This window comes from Sphingobium boeckii (assembly GCF_014199215.1).
GTDB lineage: Bacteria > Pseudomonadota > Alphaproteobacteria > Sphingomonadales > Sphingomonadaceae > Sphingobium_A > Sphingobium_A boeckii.
Genome location: NZ_JACIJC010000005.1, coordinates 542,082 through 563,367 on the forward strand (window position 1 = coordinate 542,082; position 21,286 = coordinate 563,367).

The following is a 21,286-nucleotide window of genomic DNA, read 5'->3' on the forward strand; positions in this document are numbered from 1 at the left end:
CCTGTTTTTCACGCTTGATGTCCCGCGCGTCTGGCGGCTTAACCCGCGCATGGAGTCCCATCTTCCCAACGGCACCGGCCCAAAGGCCGCGGCCTATGTCACGGCGCAGCCGGGCGTTCAGCGCGTGCCCAGCCCCAAGCTCGATCTGTTCGTACAAAAGGATTTTCTCGATCCGGTCACCTGCGCGATCCTCGTGGAACTCATCGACGCGCGCCGCCAGCCCTCCACCATCGCCGACGCCAATGGCGATCCGCTCTATCGCACGAGCGAAACCTGCTATCTCGATGCTATCGATCCGCGCGTCGATGGGCTTGAGCGGCGCATCGCGGATTTCCTGGGGGTGGATCCGATCTTCGGCGAACCGCTCCAGGGGCAGCGCTATGCCGTGGGGCAGGAATTCAAGGCGCACACCGATTATTTCGAGCCGATGGGGGCCGATTTCCTGAAATATTGCGCGGAGACCGGGCAGCGCACCTGGACGGCGATGCTTTATCTCAACACGCCCGACGCTGGTGGCGCGACGCGGTTCAAGGCGATCGACAAGATCGTCCAGCCCGAGACCGGAAAATTACTCGCCTGGAACAACCAGCGCAAGGACGGCACGCCCAACCCGTCGACGATCCACCACGGCATGAAGGTCCGCGCGGGCACGAAATATGTCGTGACAAAGTGGTTCAGGGAACGCCCCTGGCCCCAATAGCCGAACGGCGCGGCTCCCAGGAATGGGAACCGCGCCGCTTGGGGGCAATGGAGGGCTGATCAGAATTTCACGCTGGCGCCCAGCGAGAAGGTGCGACCCAGCGCATAGGTGTTGATATCGACGCGGTTCGCATCGAACTGCTGATATTCTTGATATTTCGTCCGGGTCAGGTTGCGCGCTTCAAACTTCAGCTCGACCTCGGCATTGCCGATCGTGACACCCTTACGCGCTACCACATCCAAGCGGATACCCGGCTTTTCGACGATATCGGGAAGGCGCACGCCCGAGCTGATCGGACCACGATTGGTGACGCGTTCGCTGGCATAGCTGAACAGCATCGTAATCTGCGAAAGCGCCTCGGTATCTTCCAGGCCGACCTGCACATTTACCAAGTGATCGGATTGCCCGACCATCGGCGCGCCATCGCTGAACAGCAGATTGGCCTGCTGATAACGCGGTGTACCGCCCGGTTGAATGGGATCGGGCACCAGCTCGTCGCCAGCCTTGATCTTTGATTTCGTGTAAGAATAATTGCCGATCAGGACGATGCGGTGCGTGGCGAAGAAATCGCCGCCCAGCGTATCGAGCGGAATGTATTTGCGAAGCTCGATTTCACCACCCAGCAGATTCGCACTGGGCGCATTGGAAAAGCCGGTCTGCAGACGACCATCGGAGGTAAAGGTCGCAATGGCCTCGACTGGATTTTTGATCTTCTTGTAAAAGCCGGCGATGCTGAGCTGCTGGTCCCGCGCATAATACCATTCATAGCGCGCCTCGAAATTATCGAGCTTGGAATCCACCAGGAATGGATTGCCGATAAACTGGCGATCGGATTCGAAATCCTGATAGATTTGCGGTGCCAACTCGCGGAATTGCGGACGCGCCAATGTACGCGACCCATGAAGGCGCAACTGCATGTCTTCGGCGAAATTCCATGTCACCGTGGCGGCCGGCAGCCAATAATCATTGTCGAGATTGGTGCCTGTCGCCGCGCCGATCGAGGTCACCCGTTCAAGCGCGGTCTCATAGCGCACACCGACCGTGGCGCGCAGGCCGTCCATCAGTTCGGCTTCGACCTGGCCATAGCCAGCATGAATGCGCAGAGACGCATCATATTCAGCAGACCCCTGCGATGTCGACGTGTTCTGCAAAATGATGCCGTTGGTCAGGATCGTGTAGTCCGAGAGGAGATAGTCGGGACGAAGCTGGGAAACGACTGGGTTCAAAGGTGCAGCGCCGGGGCCGACATAACGGAAGGTGTAGCGGCTCGAAACGCGATCCGTATCATTATAGGCATAGCCCGCGGATACGGTGATCGGCCGCGCCGCCTGAATGGTATAGCTCAGATCGGCCGCGCCGGCCCATAAAGTTTCGCTCAAATCGCTGAAGGCAATCGATGCCGACTGCGTGCCGCTGAGCGAATTGACATAGTCATTCACCAAAGTGCTGTATTGATAGGTGAATTGCCGCTCATAGGGCGATTTGCGCTTGGTATTGGCATGACTGCCGCGCAGCGAAACATTGAAATCGCCGAATTTGAATTCACCGACGGCCTGATTGTCGATCAACTGGCGCTCGAACCAGTTGGTATTCTGTTCGATCAGGGCCGGAACGCCGGGCAGGCTCGAAATATTGGCATCCGAACCCGCGCCCAGCCGCGATTGCTTCAGCGTGTCGTGAATATAGAGGTTGGTGATACGAATCTTGTGTTCGCCAAACTCGGCACCCAAGCCAAGCAGGCCGTTTACCAGCATACGATTCTCGGTCAGCACCGTGCGGAAATCGCGCTGCACGCCGCCGTTCACGTCATCGGTGGCCTGCTGGATCGCATCGCGTGTGCGCCAGCTATTGTCGATTCCGGCTGCAGCGATGATCCCGATCCGCCCGTTGGCGATATCCTTTGCAGTACCGAAACTGAATTCACCCTTGAACTGGGGTGGAATATCACGATTGCGCTGGAGCAGCGTGGTCGATGCGTTGGAAAGCTGTGTCGCCTGTTCGGGCGTCAGCGATGTCCCGCCAGCGCCTGCTTCCTTGACGAAGCCGGGAACCTTGCGGGTGCCGTCATCATAGCCAAGCCAGTCGGTATCGCCGCCATAATAGGTATAACCCAATTTGCCCGTCGTCTCGGTATCGATCCCGATCGATCCGCCAAGCTGGAAAAAGCTTTCCTTGGGCACGGCCAAGGTCGTGAGATTGATCACGCCACCGCCGAATTCGCCCGGATAGTTCACTGAATAGCTTTTCTGCACCAAAGCGCTGGCGATGGCGTTGGTTGGAAAGATATCGAGCGGCACCACGCGACGCAAAGGCTCCGGCGAAGGCAAGGGCGACCCGTTGAGCAGCGAAAGCGAATAGCGATCACCCAGACCGCGCACGTAGACGAAGCCGTTGCCGACCACGCTCAGACCGGTGACACGCTGCAACGCGCCCGCGATGTCGCCTTCACCCGTGCGCGCGATGTCCGCGGAAGACAGCACCGAAACCACTTCGGGTGTGATCCGTGCAATATTGGGAATGAAGCGGCCCGTAACGACGATCTCGTCCCCACCGCTGCTTGCGCCGGGCGCTGAAATATCGACGGCTTCGCCGCCGTCGCTTTCCGCATCATTTTCGCCCTGCGCCTGCAGAGCCGGCTCAGCCGTCTGCGGTTCTGCGCCCTGCGCGAGCGCGGGCGGAGCGATCAGCGCCGATGTGAGCAGGAGCAGACTCCCGAAACTGAGCGGCTTCTTCATGTGACGGCTTCCCCGTTTTCTTTTAGACAATCGGGGACGGCCGTCATGACGGCCGTCCCCATGACAGTGTATGCGATCAGCTTGTTGGCAACGCCGTGCAGAGGCCGCTCGTCGTGCTGAAAGTCGCCCGGTTGGAATTGCACGTCCAGCCGCGGAACCAAGTGTCATTCGCATCCCGCACCGCGCCGATATAGCTGGTGGTGACCATGAACGACGTGCCCGTAGGGTTAAGCAGCGCTGCATTATAAGCCGGGTTGGTGGCAGCCGCACCCGCGGCATAGAAGCCGTTCTGCAATGCACCCGTTCCAAGCGCGACATTGTTCGTGCCGGCGGTGAAAAACGCAGCCTGCTGCGCGCTTGTGATGGTCACCCCCGAAGCCGCCGTTTCAGCATAAGAACTGGCGCAAGCGAAATACACCGAGTTGAACACCGGCGGACCCTGATCCTCCAATGCTGCATTGGTTGGACGGATGGTGGAAGGATCAGCTGCGCTGTTCGAGGCAATCGTGTTCAAACACGCGCCCGGGCCGGTCACGATGCCATTCACGAAGTTGAAATCAGCGCCGCCGCGGATGCGGATGGCCGCATTGGTCGCGTTGGTCGTCTGAATGAACGTGAAGTTGGCGATCCGTCCCCACTGGCGCGGCAGAGCGTCTTCCGAACCGTTGGAGTCGATCTCCATCATGTAATTGTCGGTCTGCGTGCTGTTCGGCTTCTGCGCCGCGATCACGAACTGGATGAAGCCCTGATAGCCGACATCGGTATCCAAGCTGTCATCGTCAGCGCCTGTGATCGCGAGATAGCGCATGTTGACGCGCCCACCGAAGACCTCGATGCCGTCGTCCGAGCTGTTGTGGACCTGGACATGGTCGATCTGGGTCCCCGAACCAACGCCACCCAAGGTCAATCCCTGCAATTCGTTATTGGGGCTGATCACCGTGCCAGAATAGCGGATCTGCGCATAACGAAACACGCCGCTGCTGTCGGTCGGCGTCGCGCCACCGTACAATGCGGTGCCGGTGCCTTCGACGACGTTTTCACAGCCGACGCTGCCGCCGGTGACCGTGGCATTGCAGTTGCTGATCGGTGCGCGGCCGGCCATGATGATACCGCCCCACAATCCCTGCGTATCATCGGTCACTGCGCCTGTCAGATTCTGCTCTGCGGTGAAGATGATCGGTGCCGTTTCGGTGCCTTCGGCTGCGATGCGCGAGCCACGGTTGACGATGAGGAAATCGTTATCCGCGTTGGTCGTGTTGGCATAGACCAATACGCCCGGCTCGATCGTGAGCGTCGCCGAGGCGCCGCCCGGCGCGGTGCCTGCCCCGCCCAGATCGACGCCTACATTGACGCGGCCATTGATTTCATAAGCTGTGCCGGCGCGACGCGGGAGCGTAAGAGCGCCGGAGATGAGCGACGGAATGCGGCAAGAGCGATACGCACCAATCGTACCGACATCGGACGTGCCCGTGGGGCAGTCAGCAGCGGGCGTACCCGGCGTTGGCGTCGGGGTGGGCGTTGGAGTCGGCGTGGGCGTCGGGGTTGGCGTCACGATGATGCCACCCTCGCCTGGCGATGCGACGTCATCCGCGCCGCACGCGGCCAAGGTTGCGAGTGCGCAACCGGCCAGAAGGATTCTGCTTATCCGTGTCATCGAGTGCATATGGTCTCCGCTCCGGCTGCCCGGTCTTCGTGAAAAGATCAGGGCGAGGTGCGGGCCGAATCAAAGCCCCTCTGTCACCGCCCTGCACGAGCCTCTAGGGATGGTCCGTGACAGCGTTGTGGGGGTTTTGAGACGGTTTGATGCCAATCATGTGACGATTATATGTCACACTGTCCGGGCGTCAGGCTTTACACCGCCTGCTGGCGCAACGGGGTTTCCATCGCCGGATCGCACCGGTCTTTCGACGGATTGGAGATTACACGAATGCCGAAGCCCGGCTCATCCGACACGGTTTGCGACGCTTGCGCGGCGTGCGGATCGGACGCGGGAAAAATGCCGCTCTGACCAAGCCGTTCACCGATATCATTGCGCGACGTGACCATCACGATCACGGGAGACAGGAGCAACCCGGCCATGATCGGCACGAGCCAGATCGTGCCATCCACGCCCGTGGCAAGCGCGGCGAACATCAGCGCGCCGACCCCCATATGCCAGCGATAGTCGCGCGCAGCGTCCCGCAACGATATCCCGTCCGCATCGCGGCGTTGCGCGGACCAGCCGCTGGCCTGGCCGCGCAGGATATCAATGATGGAGAGCGTCTGCGACACCATGGTGAGCGGCGCGACCAGGATGGACAGCGGCACTTCGAACATCATGCTGCGCACGATCGGGCGTGCGCCGCCAAGTCTCTCTCGCCTTTCGCGGTCCATCATCAGCAACGCGAGAGACAGGATTTTTGGCAGGAAAAGCAAAATGCCGGTCAACAGTAGCGGCCAGCCGGAAAAGCCGGGCGGATCGGTCAGTCCCAGCATATACAGCAGCGTCGTCATGGTCAGGATCGACCAGAGCGGCGCGGTCAGATAAGCGGACGCGCCCATCAAAAGCTGCAACCGGTTGATCCAGTGAAATCCGGCCCCGCCGAGCAGGCGCAGATGCTGGAGATTGCCCTGGCACCAGCGGCGATCACGCACGGCAAAGTCGCTCAAGGTCGGCGGAAACTCTTCATGGCTGCCATCGACCATCGCGATCATGTGCGCCGCCCATCCCCGGCGGCGCATCAAGGCCGCCTCCACCATGTCGTGACTCATGACATGGCCGCCAAATGGCTCAGGGCCGGTCAATTCAGGCAGGCCGCAGCTATCGGCGAAGGCCCGGATGCGCAGAATGGCATTATGCCCCCAAAAGGTCGCTTCCGCGCCCGACCACCATATCTGGCCGGCGCTGGCGATCGGACCATAAGCGGCAGAAGCGAATTGCTGCCAGCGCGCGAAGAGCGTGCGACCGTTGATCACGCTGGGGATGGTCTGGATCAGGCCGACGCCGGGGCTGCGGTCCATCATAGAGGCGAGCCGCATCATCGCCCGCCCGGTCATCAGACTGTCCGCGTCCAGCACGATCATATAATCATAGCCACCGCCGAAGCGACACACCCATTCTGCGATATTCCCCGGTTTGCGCGCCGTATTCGCCAAGCGCCGGCGATAATATAGCGGCACGGGACTGACGTGCTTCACCTCCCGATAAGCGGCATATTCCGCAGCCTCGGCCTGAACACCCGAATCGCTCAGGATGAAGAAATCGAACATGTCGCCCGCGCCAGTCTCTCCGACCGAAGCGGTCATCGTCCGGATGCGGGCGAATAAAGGCGTCACGTCTTCATTGTAGACCGGTATCAGCACTGCGGTTCGCTTGCGTGGCATCGGTGGATGGGCATTGTCGGCCGCGCCCCATCCACGCTGCCCGGCAAGCACGACAAAACCCGCTACCGCGTTGAAGAAGCCGAAGGCGATCCAGCAGAACAGGCTGAAAAATAGCAGGAACAGCCCGGCATCGAGCAAAGACGTGCCGTCTTCGGTCAATGGTCGGCCCATCTCGGAAGCGGCCAGCAGTCCCACGGCGAGGGTACCGAGGACCAGCAGCAGCCGCCTTTCGAGCATTCCTTCGGGCGAGGTCACCACCTGGCGGCCCGGCATTGGCAGCTTGTGAAACGACTGGATGGGCATATGCAAAGGAGCGCCATCGGGCAGATCGGACGGTGTCGATGATCTGCACGCACTAGTGCTGACCAGAGGGGCTGCTTTCACGGCATCAGCGGAAATCGTGTTCAGCAACGCAACCCAATCCTTGTCCAGGCGCGCATCGTGCGCAGGCCATGGCACCCTCTCCGCCGGCTGCTTACGAGCCGTTGTGTTTTTCAACCGTCCTGATGCGAAAGCGTTCCGAACTCTCCGGAAAACTTCATGAAAGCTGATAGATGAGCGTTTCGGTCAGCGCATCCCCGCCCTTCTGGAGAAAGGCCCGAATATCAACCGGTCCGTCGCGTCCGCGTTCCACATCGACGATCATCCGCCAGCAATTGACGAGACCGTCGATCGGATAGCAGCCGGTGTTGAGCAGCCTCCCATTGGCGACATCGACGACGGGCTTCACAGTGCTTCTGCCGCCAAGCCCCGCGAAACGCGGCCCTTCGAAATCGATCACTATCTTTGCGGCATTGGCCTGAGGCGGCTGCCCTGGCACACCCCCCTGCCCGGTCCAGCAATTGATGACATGCGCGACTGAAAGCGGCTCGGGCTCGGTGCCAATCCAGCGCATCCGATAGTCATAGGCCAGGCGCTGCCCCGCGCTGGCACCAGCCGCGGGTGTCCAGAAAGCAACGATATTGTCGGCATATTCGGTCGTGGTCGGGATTTCATACAGCGTCACCGCCCCGTGGCCCCAATCGCCCTGCGGCTCGATCCACAGGCTCGGCCGCTTTTCATTGAAGATCGCGTCGTCCTGATAATGATCGAATTGGCGATCCCGCTGCAAAAGCCCGAAACCGCGTGGTGCGGCGGCGGCGAAACTGTTCACCTTGGGCTGCGGCGGATTGACCAACGGCCGCCAGATGCGCTCGCCCGAAGCCATGCGGATCGCAAGGCCGTCGGAATCGTGGATCTCCGGCCGCCAGTCGCGCGCCTGCGTTCGATTGCCCTCGCCATACCAGAACATGCTGGTGAGGGGGGCGATCCCGATCCGCACCACCGACTGCCGCATATGCACGACCATGCTCACATCCTGCACCGTCTCATCGGTGCCCTGCCGGTTGATGAAGCGATAGGCACCCGTCGCGCTTGGACTGTCGAGCAAGGCGTAGACGATGATCGCACCGCCCTCCCCGCGCTCCAGCCAGAAATCCGTGAATTCCGGAAACTCCTCAGGTCCGCTCATCCCCGTGTTGATCGCCAGCCCGCGTGCGGAAAGGCCATATTGGTGGAGCGGCCCCGCGGCGCGGAAATAGGACGCCCCCTGAAAAGCCATCCAATCCCCTACACCGCCCTTGTTCATGAAGCGGAAGCCCGAAAATCCTCCGGTCTGCCCCATGGCGCTCATGGGATGGCGTGCCGGAATCTCGTAAAGCGAAGGGCTATAGGCCAGGCGCTGCGCCATGCCGGATTCGGTCACCGATATGGAAACCGGGTGTCGGGCATTCTTGGTCAGCGGGAAGAAACGGGTCGCGCTATTGTCATCATGCTCGCGCCAAAGCGCGCGATCCGCGCGAAATTGCACCTGTCCGGCGGCATCGTAATTCATCGTCTCGATCAGGGGCGACGGTTTTGGCGATGCCTGCCAGGGGCGACGGGAAAGATCGAGTGCGCGTTGCTGCAAGATATCCCAGGAAAAGGGTGTCGCTTTGCCGACCGCGGGCATCAACGCCGATGTCCGCATGGCGACGGCCAATGCTACGAGCCCGGCAATCGCTTCGCGTCGTGTCGTCATCGTCACCTCGTCAATACGCCCCAATGGGGCGCGTAGCCCAACGCATTCGCCCGCAATTGGCTCCACAGAGCCCGCCATCGCTGAGCAATCGGATCGCTGCGCAGCGCGCTTATTTCACGCGCGTCCAGATCTGCGATTTGCAGAAAAGGCCTGCAAAGAGGCATCCCGTTCCCTTGATCATATCGTTGTTCATGGCCCTGATCGTCCCGGAAAAGGTTTTGCCGATGTCCGGCACGAAGACCCGGCCGTGCCAGACTCCCTTTTCATCCTTCCTGAAATCCTCGAACAACTGCCGGCCGATCAGATTGGGTGTGCCCGCCGCGCGCGCATCGGCCTTGGCCTTGTCGCTTGCCCAGATAATCGTGCCACAGACGCTCTTTCCACACCGGTGCGCCTGGACATGGACATTGTTTTTTTTATTGCGCCACACGCCCTGCGTCAGTTGATCATCGTCTATCGCGGGCGCGGCAAGAGCGACCTGCATCAGCAAAGCCATCGCAGGGACCAATGAAAGAGTGAAACGCATCGGCTGCTCCTGGGGCACGAATCGCAACATCACAATTGTGGCGATTTGATCCTATAGGAGAAAAGCGTGGTGGGCGCGGCAAGGATTGAACTTGCGACCCCACCCGTGTGAAGGGTGTGCTCTACCACTGAGCTACGCGCCCACGCTTTTTCCGGGGAGTTGGTCACTCCTCGACGCCGCCGGTCATGGCGGAAGCGGGTCCATATCGAAGGATGATGCGCCCCGCAACAAAAAGAAAAGGCGGTGCCTAAGCCCCGCCTTGTTCAGACCGCTCTTGACCGACATCGAGGATGTCCTGCCGCCCAAAGAGAGTCGGGATGCTCATCCGGCGGGTGCCCGTAAGGACGACCCGCCGAACGAAAACATCAGATCAGTTCACAGCGTCCTTCAAGCCCTTCCCGGCCTTGAACTTCGGCTGGCTCGAAGCCTTGATGGTCATCGGCTCGCCGGTGCGCGGATTGCGGCCGGTCGATGCTTTGCGCTTCGAAACCGAGAAAGTGCCAAATCCGACCAGACGGACTTCGTCACCTTTTTTCAGAGCGCCGGTCACCGAATCGAAAACGGCTTCCACCGCTTTGCTGGCGTCGCTCTTGCTCAGGCCCGATGCATCGGCGACTGCGCCGATGAGCTCTTGCTTGTTCATGCCCTGGGAACCCCCTAGATTTGTGGTTGCTTCAATTGGTCGGCATAGTGCCGGCGCGTAGTTGAAGCCGACCATTGCAAGGCTGTCAAAGTAAAACAGTCCCAATTCGCCTATTTTCCGGGCGAAAACGGACTTTTTTTACGCTGCAACTGCTCAGTGACGAACCGCTTCTCCCTCTCCGGCGGCCACAGGGGGATGATGAGGCGGCTGCGCCGCGAGTTCATCTGCCTCGGTCCAGTCGATTGCTTCGAGCGAGTCGGTCAACGCCAGTGCCAGAACTTCATCGACATGCTTGACCGGAATGATCTTCAAACCGTCTTTGATGTTCTGCGGAATCTCGGCAAGATCCTTCTCATTTTCCGCAGGGATCAAAACCGTGGTGATGCCCCCGCGCAGCGCCGCGAGCAGCTTTTCCTTCAATCCGCCGATCGGCAAGACCCGGCCACGCAGCGTCACCTCGCCCGTCATCGCCACATCGCGCCGCACTGGAATCCCCGTCAGCGTGGAGATGATCGCGGTGACCATGCCGATGCCGGCGGATGGGCCATCCTTGGGAACAGCGCCCTCGGGCAGATGGATATGGATATCCTTGCGCGCAAACAGGCTTGGCTTGATGCCATAAGCGGGCGCGCGGGCACGCACGAAGGAAAATGCGGCCTGGATCGACTCATTCATCACTTCGCCAAGCTTGCCAGTGGTTTTCACCTGCCCCTTGCCGAGCACGGTGACCGCCTCGATCGTCAGCAATTCGCCGCCGACCTCGGTCCAGGCCAGGCCCGTCACCGCACCGATCTGATTTTCCTCTTCGCCCAGACCGTGACGGAATTTCTCCACGCCTGCGAATTCGGAGATGTTATCCGGCGTGATCGTCACGCTCGTCGCCTTGCCTTCAAGGATACGGCGGAGCGCCTTGCGCGCCAGTTTGGCGATCTCGCGCTCCAATGTGCGGACGCCCGCCTCACGCGTATATTTCTGGATCAGCGCACGGAGCCCCTCGTCCGTCAGCTCGAACTCATGATCCTTCAGGCCATGCGCCTCGATCTGCTTGGGCAGAAGGTGCATCTTCGCGATTTCGAGCTTTTCGTCCTCGGTATAGCCCTCCAGACGGATGATCTCCATGCGATCGAGCAACGGCTGCGGCAGGTTGAGCGAATTTGCCGTACATACGAACATCACGTCCGAAAGATCGATGTCGATCTCCAGATAATGATCCTGGAACTTCGAATTCTGTTCGGGGTCCAGCACTTCGAGCAGTGCCGATGCCGGGTCGCCACGAAAATCCTGACCCAGCTTGTCGATTTCATCGAGCAGGAACAGCGGATTGGACGCGCCCGCCTTTTTCAGATTGCTGACGATCTTGCCAGGCAGCGAACCGATATAGGTCCGGCGATGGCCCCGAATTTCGGCCTCGTCACGCACACCGCCGAGCGACTGGCGGATGAATTCGCGCCCGGTCGCCTTGGCGATCGATTTCCCCAGCGAGGTCTTGCCGACGCCCGGAGGACCAACGAGACACAGGATCGGGCCTTTCAATTTGTTGGTGCGTGCCTGGACCGCCAGATATTCGACGATCCGGTCTTTCACTTTTTCAAGCGCATAATGGTCTTCGTCCAGCACCGCCTGCGCCGCCGCGATATCCTTTTTCAGCTTCGATTTCTTGCCCCAGGGCAAGCCCAGCAGCACATCGAGATAATTGCGCACCACCGTCGCCTCGGCGGACATGGGGGCCATCGTCTTGAGCTTCTTCAACTCCGCGGTCGCCTTGATGCGCGCTTCCTTGGAGAGCTTGAGCGTCGCAATCTTCTGAGTGAGCTCGCTCAGCTCATCGCCGTCGCCATCGTCACCCTCATTGCCAAGCTCGCGCTGGATCGCCTTCAATTGCTCGTTCAGATAATATTCGCGCTGGGTTTTCTCCATCTGCCGCTTGACCCGGCTGCGGATTTTCTTCTCCACCTGCAGCACGCCCAATTCGCCTTCCATGAAGGCGAATGCCATTTCGAGACGCCGTGACGGATCAAGCTCGACCAGCAGCGCCTGCTTGTCCGAAACCTTGACCGAGATATTGGACGCGACCGAATCGGCGAGACGCGACGCATCCTCTATCTCGCCAAGCTGCACGGCCGTTTCGGCAGGTAGCTTCTTGTTGAGCTTGGCATAATTTTCAAACTGTTCGATCACCGAGCGCATCAGCCCCTGAACCTCGGTGCCTTCGGCCTCGCGCTCAGCGATCAGCGTCACTGTCGCAGTGGCGTGGCCCTCTGCTTCGTCCAGCGTCTCCAGCGTCGCGCGCTGCTTGCCCTCCACGAGAACGCGCACGGTGCCGTCCGGCAGCTTGAGCAATTGCAGGACGGTGGCGATGACGCCCATGTCATACAGATCGTCGCGCTGGGGATCGTCTTCCGCAGGATCGAGCTGCGCCACGAGGAAAATTTCCTTGTCCGCCTCCATCGCCCGTTCAAGCGCCACCACGGACCGGTCACGCCCGACAAAAAGCGGCACAATCATGTTGGGAAAAACGACGATATCGCGCAGCGGCAGAACAGGATAGGCTTTGGTCATAAACTCTCCGGCAGCACCCCGACGGCGCGGCTCATACCTTCTTATATGGGGTCGATCGCGATTGCATCAATCGCCATGCGTGAAAGATGAATTTCCGGCAATGGATTCGCGGTGCCTGCCAGCAGAAATTCGGGTTCAGCCGCCCATCAGCTTATAGAATCCCAGGCGGCCAGCCAAGCGGCGGATTCTGAATTTCCGCTCGAATTTCGCGCGCGGGTAAATTTCATAACCACGGCCATCGCTTTTTGCCGAAAGATCGCGCGGCTGGCTGAACAGCCCGGCCTTTTCCGCATCGACAAGCCAGGTCTTGGCCACGCCCCCTGCGTGCAGGCATTTGGCCGTCGACAGATCGATATCCTTCAAGACCGCAACGCCGCTCTTGCCGGCCTTGCGCGCCAGACGAGACGCAAGCCCGTTGTCGAAACAGCGCCAAGCCTCCGGATTGAGATGCGCGCCGCCCTGTTTCAAAGCAAGCGCCGCCCAGACGATCGACTCGACGTGCATGGAATGGGCGGGAAGATTGGCGCCGCCGATCTGCCCCAGCATCTCTTCCAGATAGTCCCAATCCACTGCCCGCGTCTGGCACACGCCGATATCGGTGTGATCCGCCATAGTCACGCCGGCCTCAAAGGCCGTCCGCACGACATCTTCTGGCAAAAGGCAATTGGGGCGCTGCCACATCAGCAAAATGCCGGTTTCAGGCGTCGGCTCAAACGCAAAACGATTGGGGAAATAGACATCGGGATCGATGATGATCATCTCGGCCCCCGGCGCGGAGAAGAGCGCCGGATCGGTCACCTTGCGCCAGCAGGGGTGGCCATTCCGGAACTCACGGATGGCGGGGTAATCAGCGAAATAAGCCTCGGCACGCCGATCGGCTTCGGCCTTGCCATGCACCTCCCAGAGACTCTCTCGCTCAGGATCGATTGATTTCAGCGCTTCATCGATCGCGCTGACGTTGTCCGGCCCGTCCGTGATGATGACAAGTCTGATAGGTTCGGCGCCGTTGCGTATCAGGCTGGCCAGGCACGAACGTGCATAGCTGAGCGAGCGAGCCCCCATGACACAATAAACGTGGCGCAAAGATCATTCTCCGAGACGAGAGGGTCGCAGCAAGGTCTAGCTTGCATTTAAGCCCTTAAACCAGAATTCTTGAACGAAATCATTGTCATTCTTGCGTATTGGCGCATTAAGCAGGGAACGCGCGTCGCGCCCTCGCTAACCGCTGAACAATGGGCGCATGGAATGATCCGGCCCTTCGGGAGACACTGATTGCCAAATGTGCTGATCATGACTGCCACGATATCGCCTCCGGCTGGAGCACCGGGATTAACCCGTATAGATCCTTCAGTCAGGCTCGAGGATTATCGCCAGGCTCTGGATCATTATCTGCAATTTATCGGTCGTGGCCTAGATCGCATCATATTTGCCGACAACTCCAATTCGGAAATAGATATCCTGCGATCATTGGTGCGGGAAAAAGGGCTGACGGATCGGATGGATTTCATTATCTATCCAGGTTTGGATTATCCGCCTGCTTATGGCCGATGTTACGGAGAAATGCGGCTTCTTGATACGGTCATGGCCAGCCAGAGTGTCCAGAATTTGCCTGACGATGCTATTTTTTGGAAGGTCACTGGTCGCTACAAAGTCATCAATCTTCAGCAAATGTTGAAAACCATTCCACGAGATACCGAGCTTTATTGCGACCTGCGCGGCGGGAAGAGCCCTTGGTTCGATATGCGCGTGATGGCATGGACCAAGGCTGGCTTCGAACGCTCGCTCAGCGGATTTTATAGCGAGATCAGGGAAGACCTCAATCGAGGCCGACCGGGCGAAGAAACTGCGTTCAATCGTATCATACCACGGATCGGCTCAACGCGGGCGCGACTGACACTGGCGCGTGAGCCGCTGATCGACGGCGTACGCGCGTTTGACAACAAAAACTGGAGCCGAGGCCGGCAACGGATTGTCTATTACATACGGCAAGCGCAGAGGCTGGCATTCGGCAAAATCATTGCCTGACGCTGACGATTGACATGGCCATCGCCAGGGTCAGGCTCGATTTCAAGCCGCGTCCCCCGCCTTCGCTTTTTCCTTCTTCGCGAAAACCCGCACCGGATCCTTGCGGCCTTCGATCACATCCTTGTCGATCATCACTTCGTCCACGCCGTCCATGCCGGGCAGGTCGAACATCGTATCGAGCAAGATGCCTTCCAGGATCGAGCGGAGGCCGCGGGCACCGGTCTTGCGATCGATCGCCTTTCTAGCGACCGAAACAAGCGCGTCATCGGTGAAGCCAAGCTTGACCTCCTCCATCTCGAACAATTTCTGATATTGCTTCACCAGCGCATTCTTGGGCTCGCCCAGAATCTTCACCAGCGCGTCGATATCCAGATCCTCGAGCGTCGCGATCACCGGCAGGCGGCCGACGAATTCGGGGATCAGGCCGAATTTCAGCAAATCTTCAGGCTCGGTAGACCGCAGGACTTCGCCGGTGCGGCGTTCATCGGGCGCGGCGACATAGGCTCCAAAACCAATCGACTTGCCCTGGAGGCGATCACCGATGATCTTTTCTAGGCCGGAGAAGGCACCGCCGCAGATGAAGAGGATGTTGGTCGTGTCGACCTGCAGAAACTCCTGCTGCGGATGCTTGCGGCCACCTTGGGGCGGCACCGAGGCAGTGGTGCCTTCCATCAGCTTGAGCAGCGCCTGCTGCACGCCCTCGCCCGACACGTCGCGGGTGATCGAAGGATTTTCGGCCTTGCGGCTGATCTTGTCGATTTCGTCGATATAGACGATCCCGCGCTGTGCGCGCTCGACATTATAGTCGGATGCCTGGAGCAGCTTGAGGATGATGTTCTCGACATCCTCGCCCACATAGCCCGCTTCGGTGAGCGTGGTGGCGTCGGCCATGGTGAAGGGCACGTCGAGGATGCGCGCGAGCGTCTGCGCGAGCAATGTCTTGCCGCAGCCGGTAGGGCCGACGAGCAGAATGTTTGATTTCGCCAGTTCGACGTCAGCGCCCTTGGCACCGTGATTCAAACGCTTGTAATGATTGTGGACCGCAACCGAGAGCACGCGCTTCGCTTGTTTCTGGCCGATGACATAATCATCAAGCACATCGCAGATTTCCTGGGGCGTGGGCACGCCCCCGTCCTTCTTGGAAACCAGGGCGGATTTGGTTTCCTCGCGGATGATGTCGTTGCACAGATCCACGCATTCGTCGCAGATGAAGACCGTTGGCCCCGCAATCAGCTTGCGCACCTCATGCTGGGATTTCCCGCAGAAGGAACAGTAAAGCGTGCTCTTGGAATCGCCGCCACTCAATTTGGTCATCTCATCATCCTTCGGCGCCGCAGCCCGGCGCCACCAGCAACACGGGCATCCTAGCCCGCGTTGCTTCTATCCTACAATGGCGAATATTCGGTATCCACTCAGGACGAGGGGGTGCCGTTCGCGGCGTCTTCGGCCACGCTGGGCCGTTTGTCGAACACTTCGTCGATCAGACCAAAGGCTTTCGCCTCATCCGCCGACATGAACTTGTCGCGCTCCATCGAGCTTTCGATCACTTCGAGCGGCTTGCCGGTATATTTGGCATAGAGCTCGTTCATCCGGTGCCGGATGCGCAGGATTTCCTTGGCCTGGATCTCGATATCCGTGGCCTGGCCCTGCGCGCCGCCCGAAGGCTGATGGATCATGATCCGCGCGTTGGTCAATGCCACCCGCATCCCCGGATCGCCCGCAGCCAGCAGGAAGCTACCCATCGACGCTGCCTGACCGATGCACACCGTCCCGACGCGGGGGCGGATATATTGCATCGTGTCATGGATCGCCATGCCCGCTGTGACGACGCCGCCGGGCGAATTGATATACATGTAAATGTCCTTCTTCGGATTTTCCGATTCGAGGAACAGCAACTGCGCGGTGATCAGCGAGGCCATATGATCCTCCACACCGCCGGTCACGAAGATGATACGCTCGCGCAGCAGCCGCGAGAAAATGTCGAAGCTGCGCTCGCCGCGATTCGATTGCTCGATAACGATGGGCACCAGACCGTCAGTGGTCGGGTCGATGAAATTTCCGGTTTCGAACGGATTGCGCATGATAGAATCTTGGTCCTTTTGCCCTCTCGGAGGGTGCAACATCGGCGTTTGATGGGATGACTTCAAGGGGCAGAGACAGCGCTACCCGGCACTTTAGGCAAGTTTACGCGAAACGAGATGCTCAACCCCAGCCCGGCGCGGGCTGACCGAGATAGGCGAGCCGCCGCACTTCGCGTCGTCCACGCACCACGGTATCGAGGATCAGGCCGCACATCCCGTTCAGCGCGGCGATGATGACAAGCCCCGTCACGCCGATCGCCGTCGGGATTCGCGGCACCAGGCCCGTCTGCATGAATGTGATCACGAGCGGGATCGACAGCAGCACCGCCACGGCGATCAAAAAAGCGCCGATCGCACCGAAAAACAGCACCGGACGCTCGATCCTGAAAAGGATGAGGATCGTATTGAGGATACGCCAGCCGTCGCGATAGGTGGACAACTTCGATTCGGAGCCTTCGGGACGTGCGATATAGGCGGTCACCACTTCGGCCACGGGCATCCGCAGTTCGAGCGCGTGAACGCTGATCTCGGTTTCGATCTCAAATCCCGATGAGAGCACGGGAAAGCTCTTCACGAACCGTCTGGAAAAGACCCGGTAACCCGAGAGAATATCACTGAAAGTGCGCCCGAATATCCAGGCCAATATGCCCGTGAGCAGCGCATTGCCGAAGCGATGCCCGCGGCGATAGGCCTCCTCGATCTCTGATTTGCGCGCGCCGACCACCATATCGAGTTGCTCGGTCCATAGCCGCGTCACGAGCTGCGGGGCCGCCGACGCCTCATAAGTGGCGTCGCCATCGGCCATCACATAGATATCGGCATCCACGTCCGCGAACATCCGGCGCACGACATTGCCTTTGCCCTGCATCCGCTCGGTCCGCACGATCGCCCCGGCGGCACGCGCCACCTCGACCGTGCGATCGCGGCTGTTGTTGTCATAGACATAGATGGTCGCGCCAGGCAGCGCCGCGCGGAAACCCGCAATCGTCTGTACGATCGCGGTTTCCTCATTGTAGCAGGGCAAGAGGACGGCAATGCGCAGCCCCTCGGGCAGGCTTGCCGCCTCGTCCCGCTGCACGCTGCCGCCCCCTGCCGCCATTTACTTCTTCGCGGCGGGCTTTTTGGCAGGTGCCTTCTTGGCAGCCGGCTTTTCAGCGGCATCCTCAGCCGTCACGTCATCTTTCTTGGCAGCAGCCTTTTTGGCGGGCTTTTCAGCCTTCACGTCATCGCCGGCAGCCGTTTCAGCGGCAGGCTTCTTGGCAGCGGCCTTCTTGGCTTTCGGCTTTTCCTCATCATGGTCATGGCCACAGCCCGGACCATGGACGTGCTTGCTCTCCGTGCCGTCATCTTCGGCTTCGATTGCGGCTTCCAGCTCGGCGCGATCGACGACGCGATCGGTGATTTCCGCCTTGGAGAACAGGAAATCGACTACCTTGTCTTCATAAAGCGGTGCCCGGAGCTGGGCAGCGGCCATCGGCTCCTGCTGGATATATTGCACGAAACGCTCGCGATCCTTGGGATCATATTGCTGCGCCGCCTGCGAAACCAGACGGTTCATTTCCTGCTGGCTCACTTCAACGCCGTTCGCACGACCGATTTCGGAGAGCAGCAGACCGAGCCGGACGCGGCGGACGGCGATATTGCGATAATCCTCGCGATCGTCTTCCATTTCCTTGAGCGCGGCGTCCTTGTCGTCTTCATGACTCGCTTCATGCTCGAGTTGCGCCCAGATCTGGTTGAACTCGGCCTCCACCATCGAGGGCGGCACATCGAAATCATGCGATGCGGCGAGCTGATCGAGCAGCTTGCGTTTCATGTGCGTGCGGGTGAGCCCGTTATTTTCCTGCTCCAACTGACCTTTCAGCAGGCCGCGGAGCTGTTCCAGGCTCTCAAGGCCCAGCGACTTAGCGAAATCCTCGTCAGCCGTCGCTTCCTTGGGCACGCGCACTTCATTGATCACGAGATCGAACGTCGCGGCCTTGCCCTTGAGATCGTCCACGGGATAATCGTCCGGGAAGGTCACATTGATCTGCTTTTCGTCATTGGCCTTCACGCCGATGATCTGATCCTCGAAACCGGGGATCAGGCGCCCGGAGCCGATTTCCACCGACATCGCTTCGCCGGTACCGCCTTCGAACGCAACGCCATCCACCTTGCCGGCGAAATCCATCACGACGAGATCGCCTTCCTTGGCCTTGTGGCTCTTGGGGGCGTCTTCAAACTGCTTGTTCTGGCCGGCCATCTTGGCAAGCGCTTCGTCGACGTCGCTTTCGGGCACTTCGATCGTCAGGCGCTCCAGCGTGATGCCGTCGATAGAAGGTGTTTCCACTTCGGGCAGCACTTCGAGCGCGACCTTGATCTCGGCATCCTTGCCGGGCTCATAGCCTTCCTGCAGCTCGACCGAGGGCTGCATCGCGGGACGCAGCTTGTTATCAGCCATCAGCTTTTGGAGACCATCCTGGATCGATCCGTTCAGCGCTTCCTGCTGCATGGCGGGGCCGTGCATCTTGCGGATCAGGTTCGCGGGAACCTTGCCCGGGCGGAAACCCGGCATCTTGATCTGCGGGGCGACCGTCTTGATCTCCTGATCGACGCGTGCGTCGATATCCTTGGCGGAGATGGTCAGGGTGTAGGCGCGCTTCAGGCCTTCGTTCAACGTCTCGACAGTCTGCATTTTTCTCTCAAACGCCTTCGTTATCATGAATGTCTCTGGCCGGCCCTGCACGCAGTCAATGGCGAATTTGGTGCGGGCGAAGGGACTCGAACCCCCACATCTCTCGATGCCAGAACCTAAATCTGGTGCGTCTACCAATTCCGCCACGCCCGCAAATGGACCGTCGGTCGGCGGCGTCTATAGCAGGAGGGAGCCGAAGGGCAAGCGTCGCGGAACCAATCCCCCCGCCCCGTGCGTTGATGTGACCTCAAGGAGACCGAAAAAATGGCGACCCAGCCCGATCCACATCCCGATAGCCCGCCCCAAGAAGCCCCCGCTTATGTGCCCGACGAAATCACGCCGGGTCAGGGCGATGTCGACTACCCTGAATCGACGCCGAGCGAGGAGCCGGGCGCACCGGGCAAGAATCACCCGGTGGAGTAAGCATCACGCAAGCGCCTTCTTGAGCAATTCGTTGACCACCTGTGGATTGGCCTTGCCCTGCATCGCCTTCATCGTCTGGCCTACGAAGAACCCGAACAAGGCTTCCTTGCCGTCTTTATACTGCGCGACCTTTTCGGCATTGGCGTCCAGAATGCCAGCGATCACGCTTTCGATCGCGCCGGTGTCGCTGGTCTGCTTCAGCCCTTTTTCTTCGACGATCTTTGCGGGATCATCGCCGGTTTCAAGCATGATTTCGAACACTTGCTTCGCAAGACTGCCCGAAAGCGTGCCATCGGCCACCAGCTTGAGCAGTTCGGCACCCTGCGCCGGGCTGACGGGACTATCCTCGATATCCATGCCGAGGCGGTTGAGCGCTCCGAAAAGATCGGAGATTAGCCAGTTGGATGCCGCCTTGGCCATCGCCTGGTCCCCGCACGCCTCCATCAGCGCCTCGAACCAGCGCGCCGTCTCGGCCTCGGCAGTCAGCACGGCAGCGGCATACGCCGTCAGGCCCAGATCGCCCTCATAGCGACGACGCTTGGCGTCGGGCAATTCGGGGAGACTCGCACGACAATCCGCCAGAAATTGGTCATCCAGTACCAGCGGCAGCAGATCGGGATCGGGGAAATAGCGATAGTCATGCGCATCCTCCTTGGAGCGCATAGAGCGGGTCTCATTCTTGTCGGGATCGAACAACCGCGTTTCCTGCACGATCGTGCCACCCGCTTCCAGCACATCGACCTGACGATTGGCTTCGATCTCGATCGTCTGCATCACATAGCGGACCGAATTGACATTCTTGGTCTCGGTCCGCGTGCCGAACGCATCGCCTGGCTTGCGCACGCTGACGTTCACGTCGGCACGCATGGAGCCTTCCTCCATATTGCCATCGCACGAGCCGACATAGCGCAGGATGGATCTGAGCTTCTTCACATAAGCCCCGGCTTCAGCGGGAGAGCGCATATCGGGCTTGGAGACGATTTCCATCAGCGCCACGCCAGAGCGGTTGAGATCGACATAGCTCTGCGTGGGATGCTGATCGTGCATCAATTTGCCCGCATCCTGCTCGATATGGATGCGCTCGATCCCGATCTCCTTGGTCTCGGCGTCCGCATCCTTCTCGTCGAGCGAGATCATGAGCCGCCCTTCGCCCACGATCGGATGATAAAGCTGTGAAATCTGATAGCCCTGCGGCAGATCGGCATAGAAATAATTCTTGCGGTCAAATCGCGACCAGGCGTTGATCTGCGCCTCGATCGCCATGCCGGTGCGCACCGCCTGACGGACACATTCGCCGTTCAGCACGGGCAACATGCCGGGCATCGCCGCATCCACCAGCGAAACCTGGCTGTTGGGCTCCGCCCCGAAATCGGTCGCCGCGCCGGAAAAGAGCTTGGCCTTGGAGGTGATCTGCGCATGGACTTCGAGGCCGATCACGACCTCCCACTCGCCCGTTGCGCCCTGGATACGATATTCGCTCACATTCATCTCCATTTTG

At 59.9% G+C, this 21,286-nt stretch carries 16 protein-coding genes and 2 tRNA genes; 3 read left to right on the plus strand and 15 right to left on the minus strand.

The genetic code is table 11. The features are described 5' to 3' along the window. Positions 1-49: 49 nt before the first annotated feature. Complete coding sequence (locus FHS49_RS17160) at positions 50-700, plus strand: prolyl hydroxylase family protein (protein WP_184020945.1); 651 nt, start codon at positions 50-52, stop codon at positions 698-700. Positions 701-759: 59 nt separating this feature from the next. Here the strand turns inward: FHS49_RS17160 and FHS49_RS17165 are convergent, their stop codons facing one another. From FHS49_RS17165 to FHS49_RS17205, 9 genes are all read right to left on the minus strand, one after another. After that, positions 760-3,435 (minus strand): TonB-dependent receptor domain-containing protein, encoded by a 2,676-nt coding sequence (locus FHS49_RS17165; protein WP_184020947.1) that lies wholly within the window; start codon positions 3,433-3,435, stop codon positions 760-762. Positions 3,436-3,511: 76 nt separating this feature from the next. Then, the gene (locus FHS49_RS17170; RefSeq protein WP_343053013.1) at positions 3,512-4,987 is read right to left on the minus strand and encodes a hypothetical protein; all 1,476 of its coding nucleotides are present in this window, start codon (positions 4,985-4,987) and stop codon (positions 3,512-3,514) included. Between the two features lie 299 nt (positions 4,988-5,286). After that, positions 5,287-7,182: a glucans biosynthesis glucosyltransferase MdoH gene (gene mdoH, locus FHS49_RS17175; protein ID WP_343053014.1), complete on the minus strand. Its 1,896-nt coding sequence runs from the start codon at positions 7,180-7,182 to the stop codon at positions 5,287-5,289. A gap of 154 nt (positions 7,183-7,336) precedes the next feature. Then, the gene (locus tag FHS49_RS17180; protein ID WP_184020953.1) at positions 7,337-8,857 is read right to left on the minus strand and encodes an OpgD/OpgG family glucan biosynthesis protein; all 1,521 of its coding nucleotides are present in this window, start codon (positions 8,855-8,857) and stop codon (positions 7,337-7,339) included. 109 nt (positions 8,858-8,966) lie between these two features. Continuing rightward, complete coding sequence (locus FHS49_RS17185; RefSeq protein ID WP_184020956.1) at positions 8,967-9,383, minus strand: DUF2147 domain-containing protein; 417 nt, start codon at positions 9,381-9,383, stop codon at positions 8,967-8,969. A 67-nt stretch (positions 9,384-9,450) separates the two neighbouring features. Next, positions 9,451-9,525 (minus strand) — tRNA-Val (locus FHS49_RS17190). A 228-nt stretch (positions 9,526-9,753) separates the two neighbouring features. Next, positions 9,754-10,026, minus strand: a complete 273-nt coding sequence (locus FHS49_RS17195) for an HU family DNA-binding protein (RefSeq protein ID WP_184020959.1) — start codon at positions 10,024-10,026, stop codon at positions 9,754-9,756. 153 nt (positions 10,027-10,179) lie between these two features. Continuing rightward, entirely contained in the window at positions 10,180-12,585 is a 2,406-nt protein-coding gene (gene lon / locus FHS49_RS17200) for an endopeptidase La (protein ID WP_184020962.1), read from the minus strand. A gap of 135 nt (positions 12,586-12,720) precedes the next feature. Beyond that, complete coding sequence (locus FHS49_RS17205; RefSeq protein ID WP_184020964.1) at positions 12,721-13,647, minus strand: hypothetical protein; 927 nt, start codon at positions 13,645-13,647, stop codon at positions 12,721-12,723. A gap of 228 nt (positions 13,648-13,875) precedes the next feature. Between FHS49_RS17205 and FHS49_RS17210 the strand changes: the two genes are divergently transcribed. Next, positions 13,876-14,610 (plus strand): hypothetical protein, encoded by a 735-nt coding sequence (locus FHS49_RS17210; RefSeq protein ID WP_184020966.1) that lies wholly within the window; start codon positions 13,876-13,878, stop codon positions 14,608-14,610. 42 nt (positions 14,611-14,652) lie between these two features. Here the strand turns inward: FHS49_RS17210 and clpX are convergent, their stop codons facing one another. From clpX to FHS49_RS17235, 5 genes are all read right to left on the minus strand, one after another. Next, a complete protein-coding gene (clpX, locus tag FHS49_RS17215; protein WP_184020968.1) occupies positions 14,653-15,924 on the minus strand; it encodes an ATP-dependent Clp protease ATP-binding subunit ClpX in 1,272 nt (423 codons plus the stop codon). Positions 15,925-16,022: 98 nt separating this feature from the next. Then, the gene (gene clpP / locus FHS49_RS17220) at positions 16,023-16,691 is read right to left on the minus strand and encodes an ATP-dependent Clp endopeptidase proteolytic subunit ClpP (protein ID WP_184020970.1); all 669 of its coding nucleotides are present in this window, start codon (positions 16,689-16,691) and stop codon (positions 16,023-16,025) included. Positions 16,692-16,812: 121 nt separating this feature from the next. Next, positions 16,813-17,790, minus strand: a complete 978-nt coding sequence (locus tag FHS49_RS17225; RefSeq protein WP_184020973.1) for a glycosyltransferase family 2 protein — start codon at positions 17,788-17,790, stop codon at positions 16,813-16,815. After that, a complete protein-coding gene (gene tig / locus FHS49_RS17230; protein WP_184020975.1) occupies positions 17,791-19,365 on the minus strand; it encodes a trigger factor in 1,575 nt (524 codons plus the stop codon). A gap of 68 nt (positions 19,366-19,433) precedes the next feature. Continuing rightward, positions 19,434-19,518, minus strand: a tRNA-Leu gene (locus FHS49_RS17235). A 111-nt stretch (positions 19,519-19,629) separates the two neighbouring features. Between FHS49_RS17235 and FHS49_RS17240 the strand changes: the two genes are divergently transcribed. Further along, positions 19,630-19,788, plus strand: a complete 159-nt coding sequence (locus FHS49_RS17240) for a hypothetical protein (RefSeq protein ID WP_184020977.1) — start codon at positions 19,630-19,632, stop codon at positions 19,786-19,788. Between the two features lie 3 nt (positions 19,789-19,791). Here the strand turns inward: FHS49_RS17240 and gatB are convergent, their stop codons facing one another. Continuing rightward, complete coding sequence (gene gatB, locus FHS49_RS17245) at positions 19,792-21,276, minus strand: Asp-tRNA(Asn)/Glu-tRNA(Gln) amidotransferase subunit GatB (RefSeq protein ID WP_184020979.1); 1,485 nt, start codon at positions 21,274-21,276, stop codon at positions 19,792-19,794. Positions 21,277-21,286 lie beyond the last annotated feature (10 nt).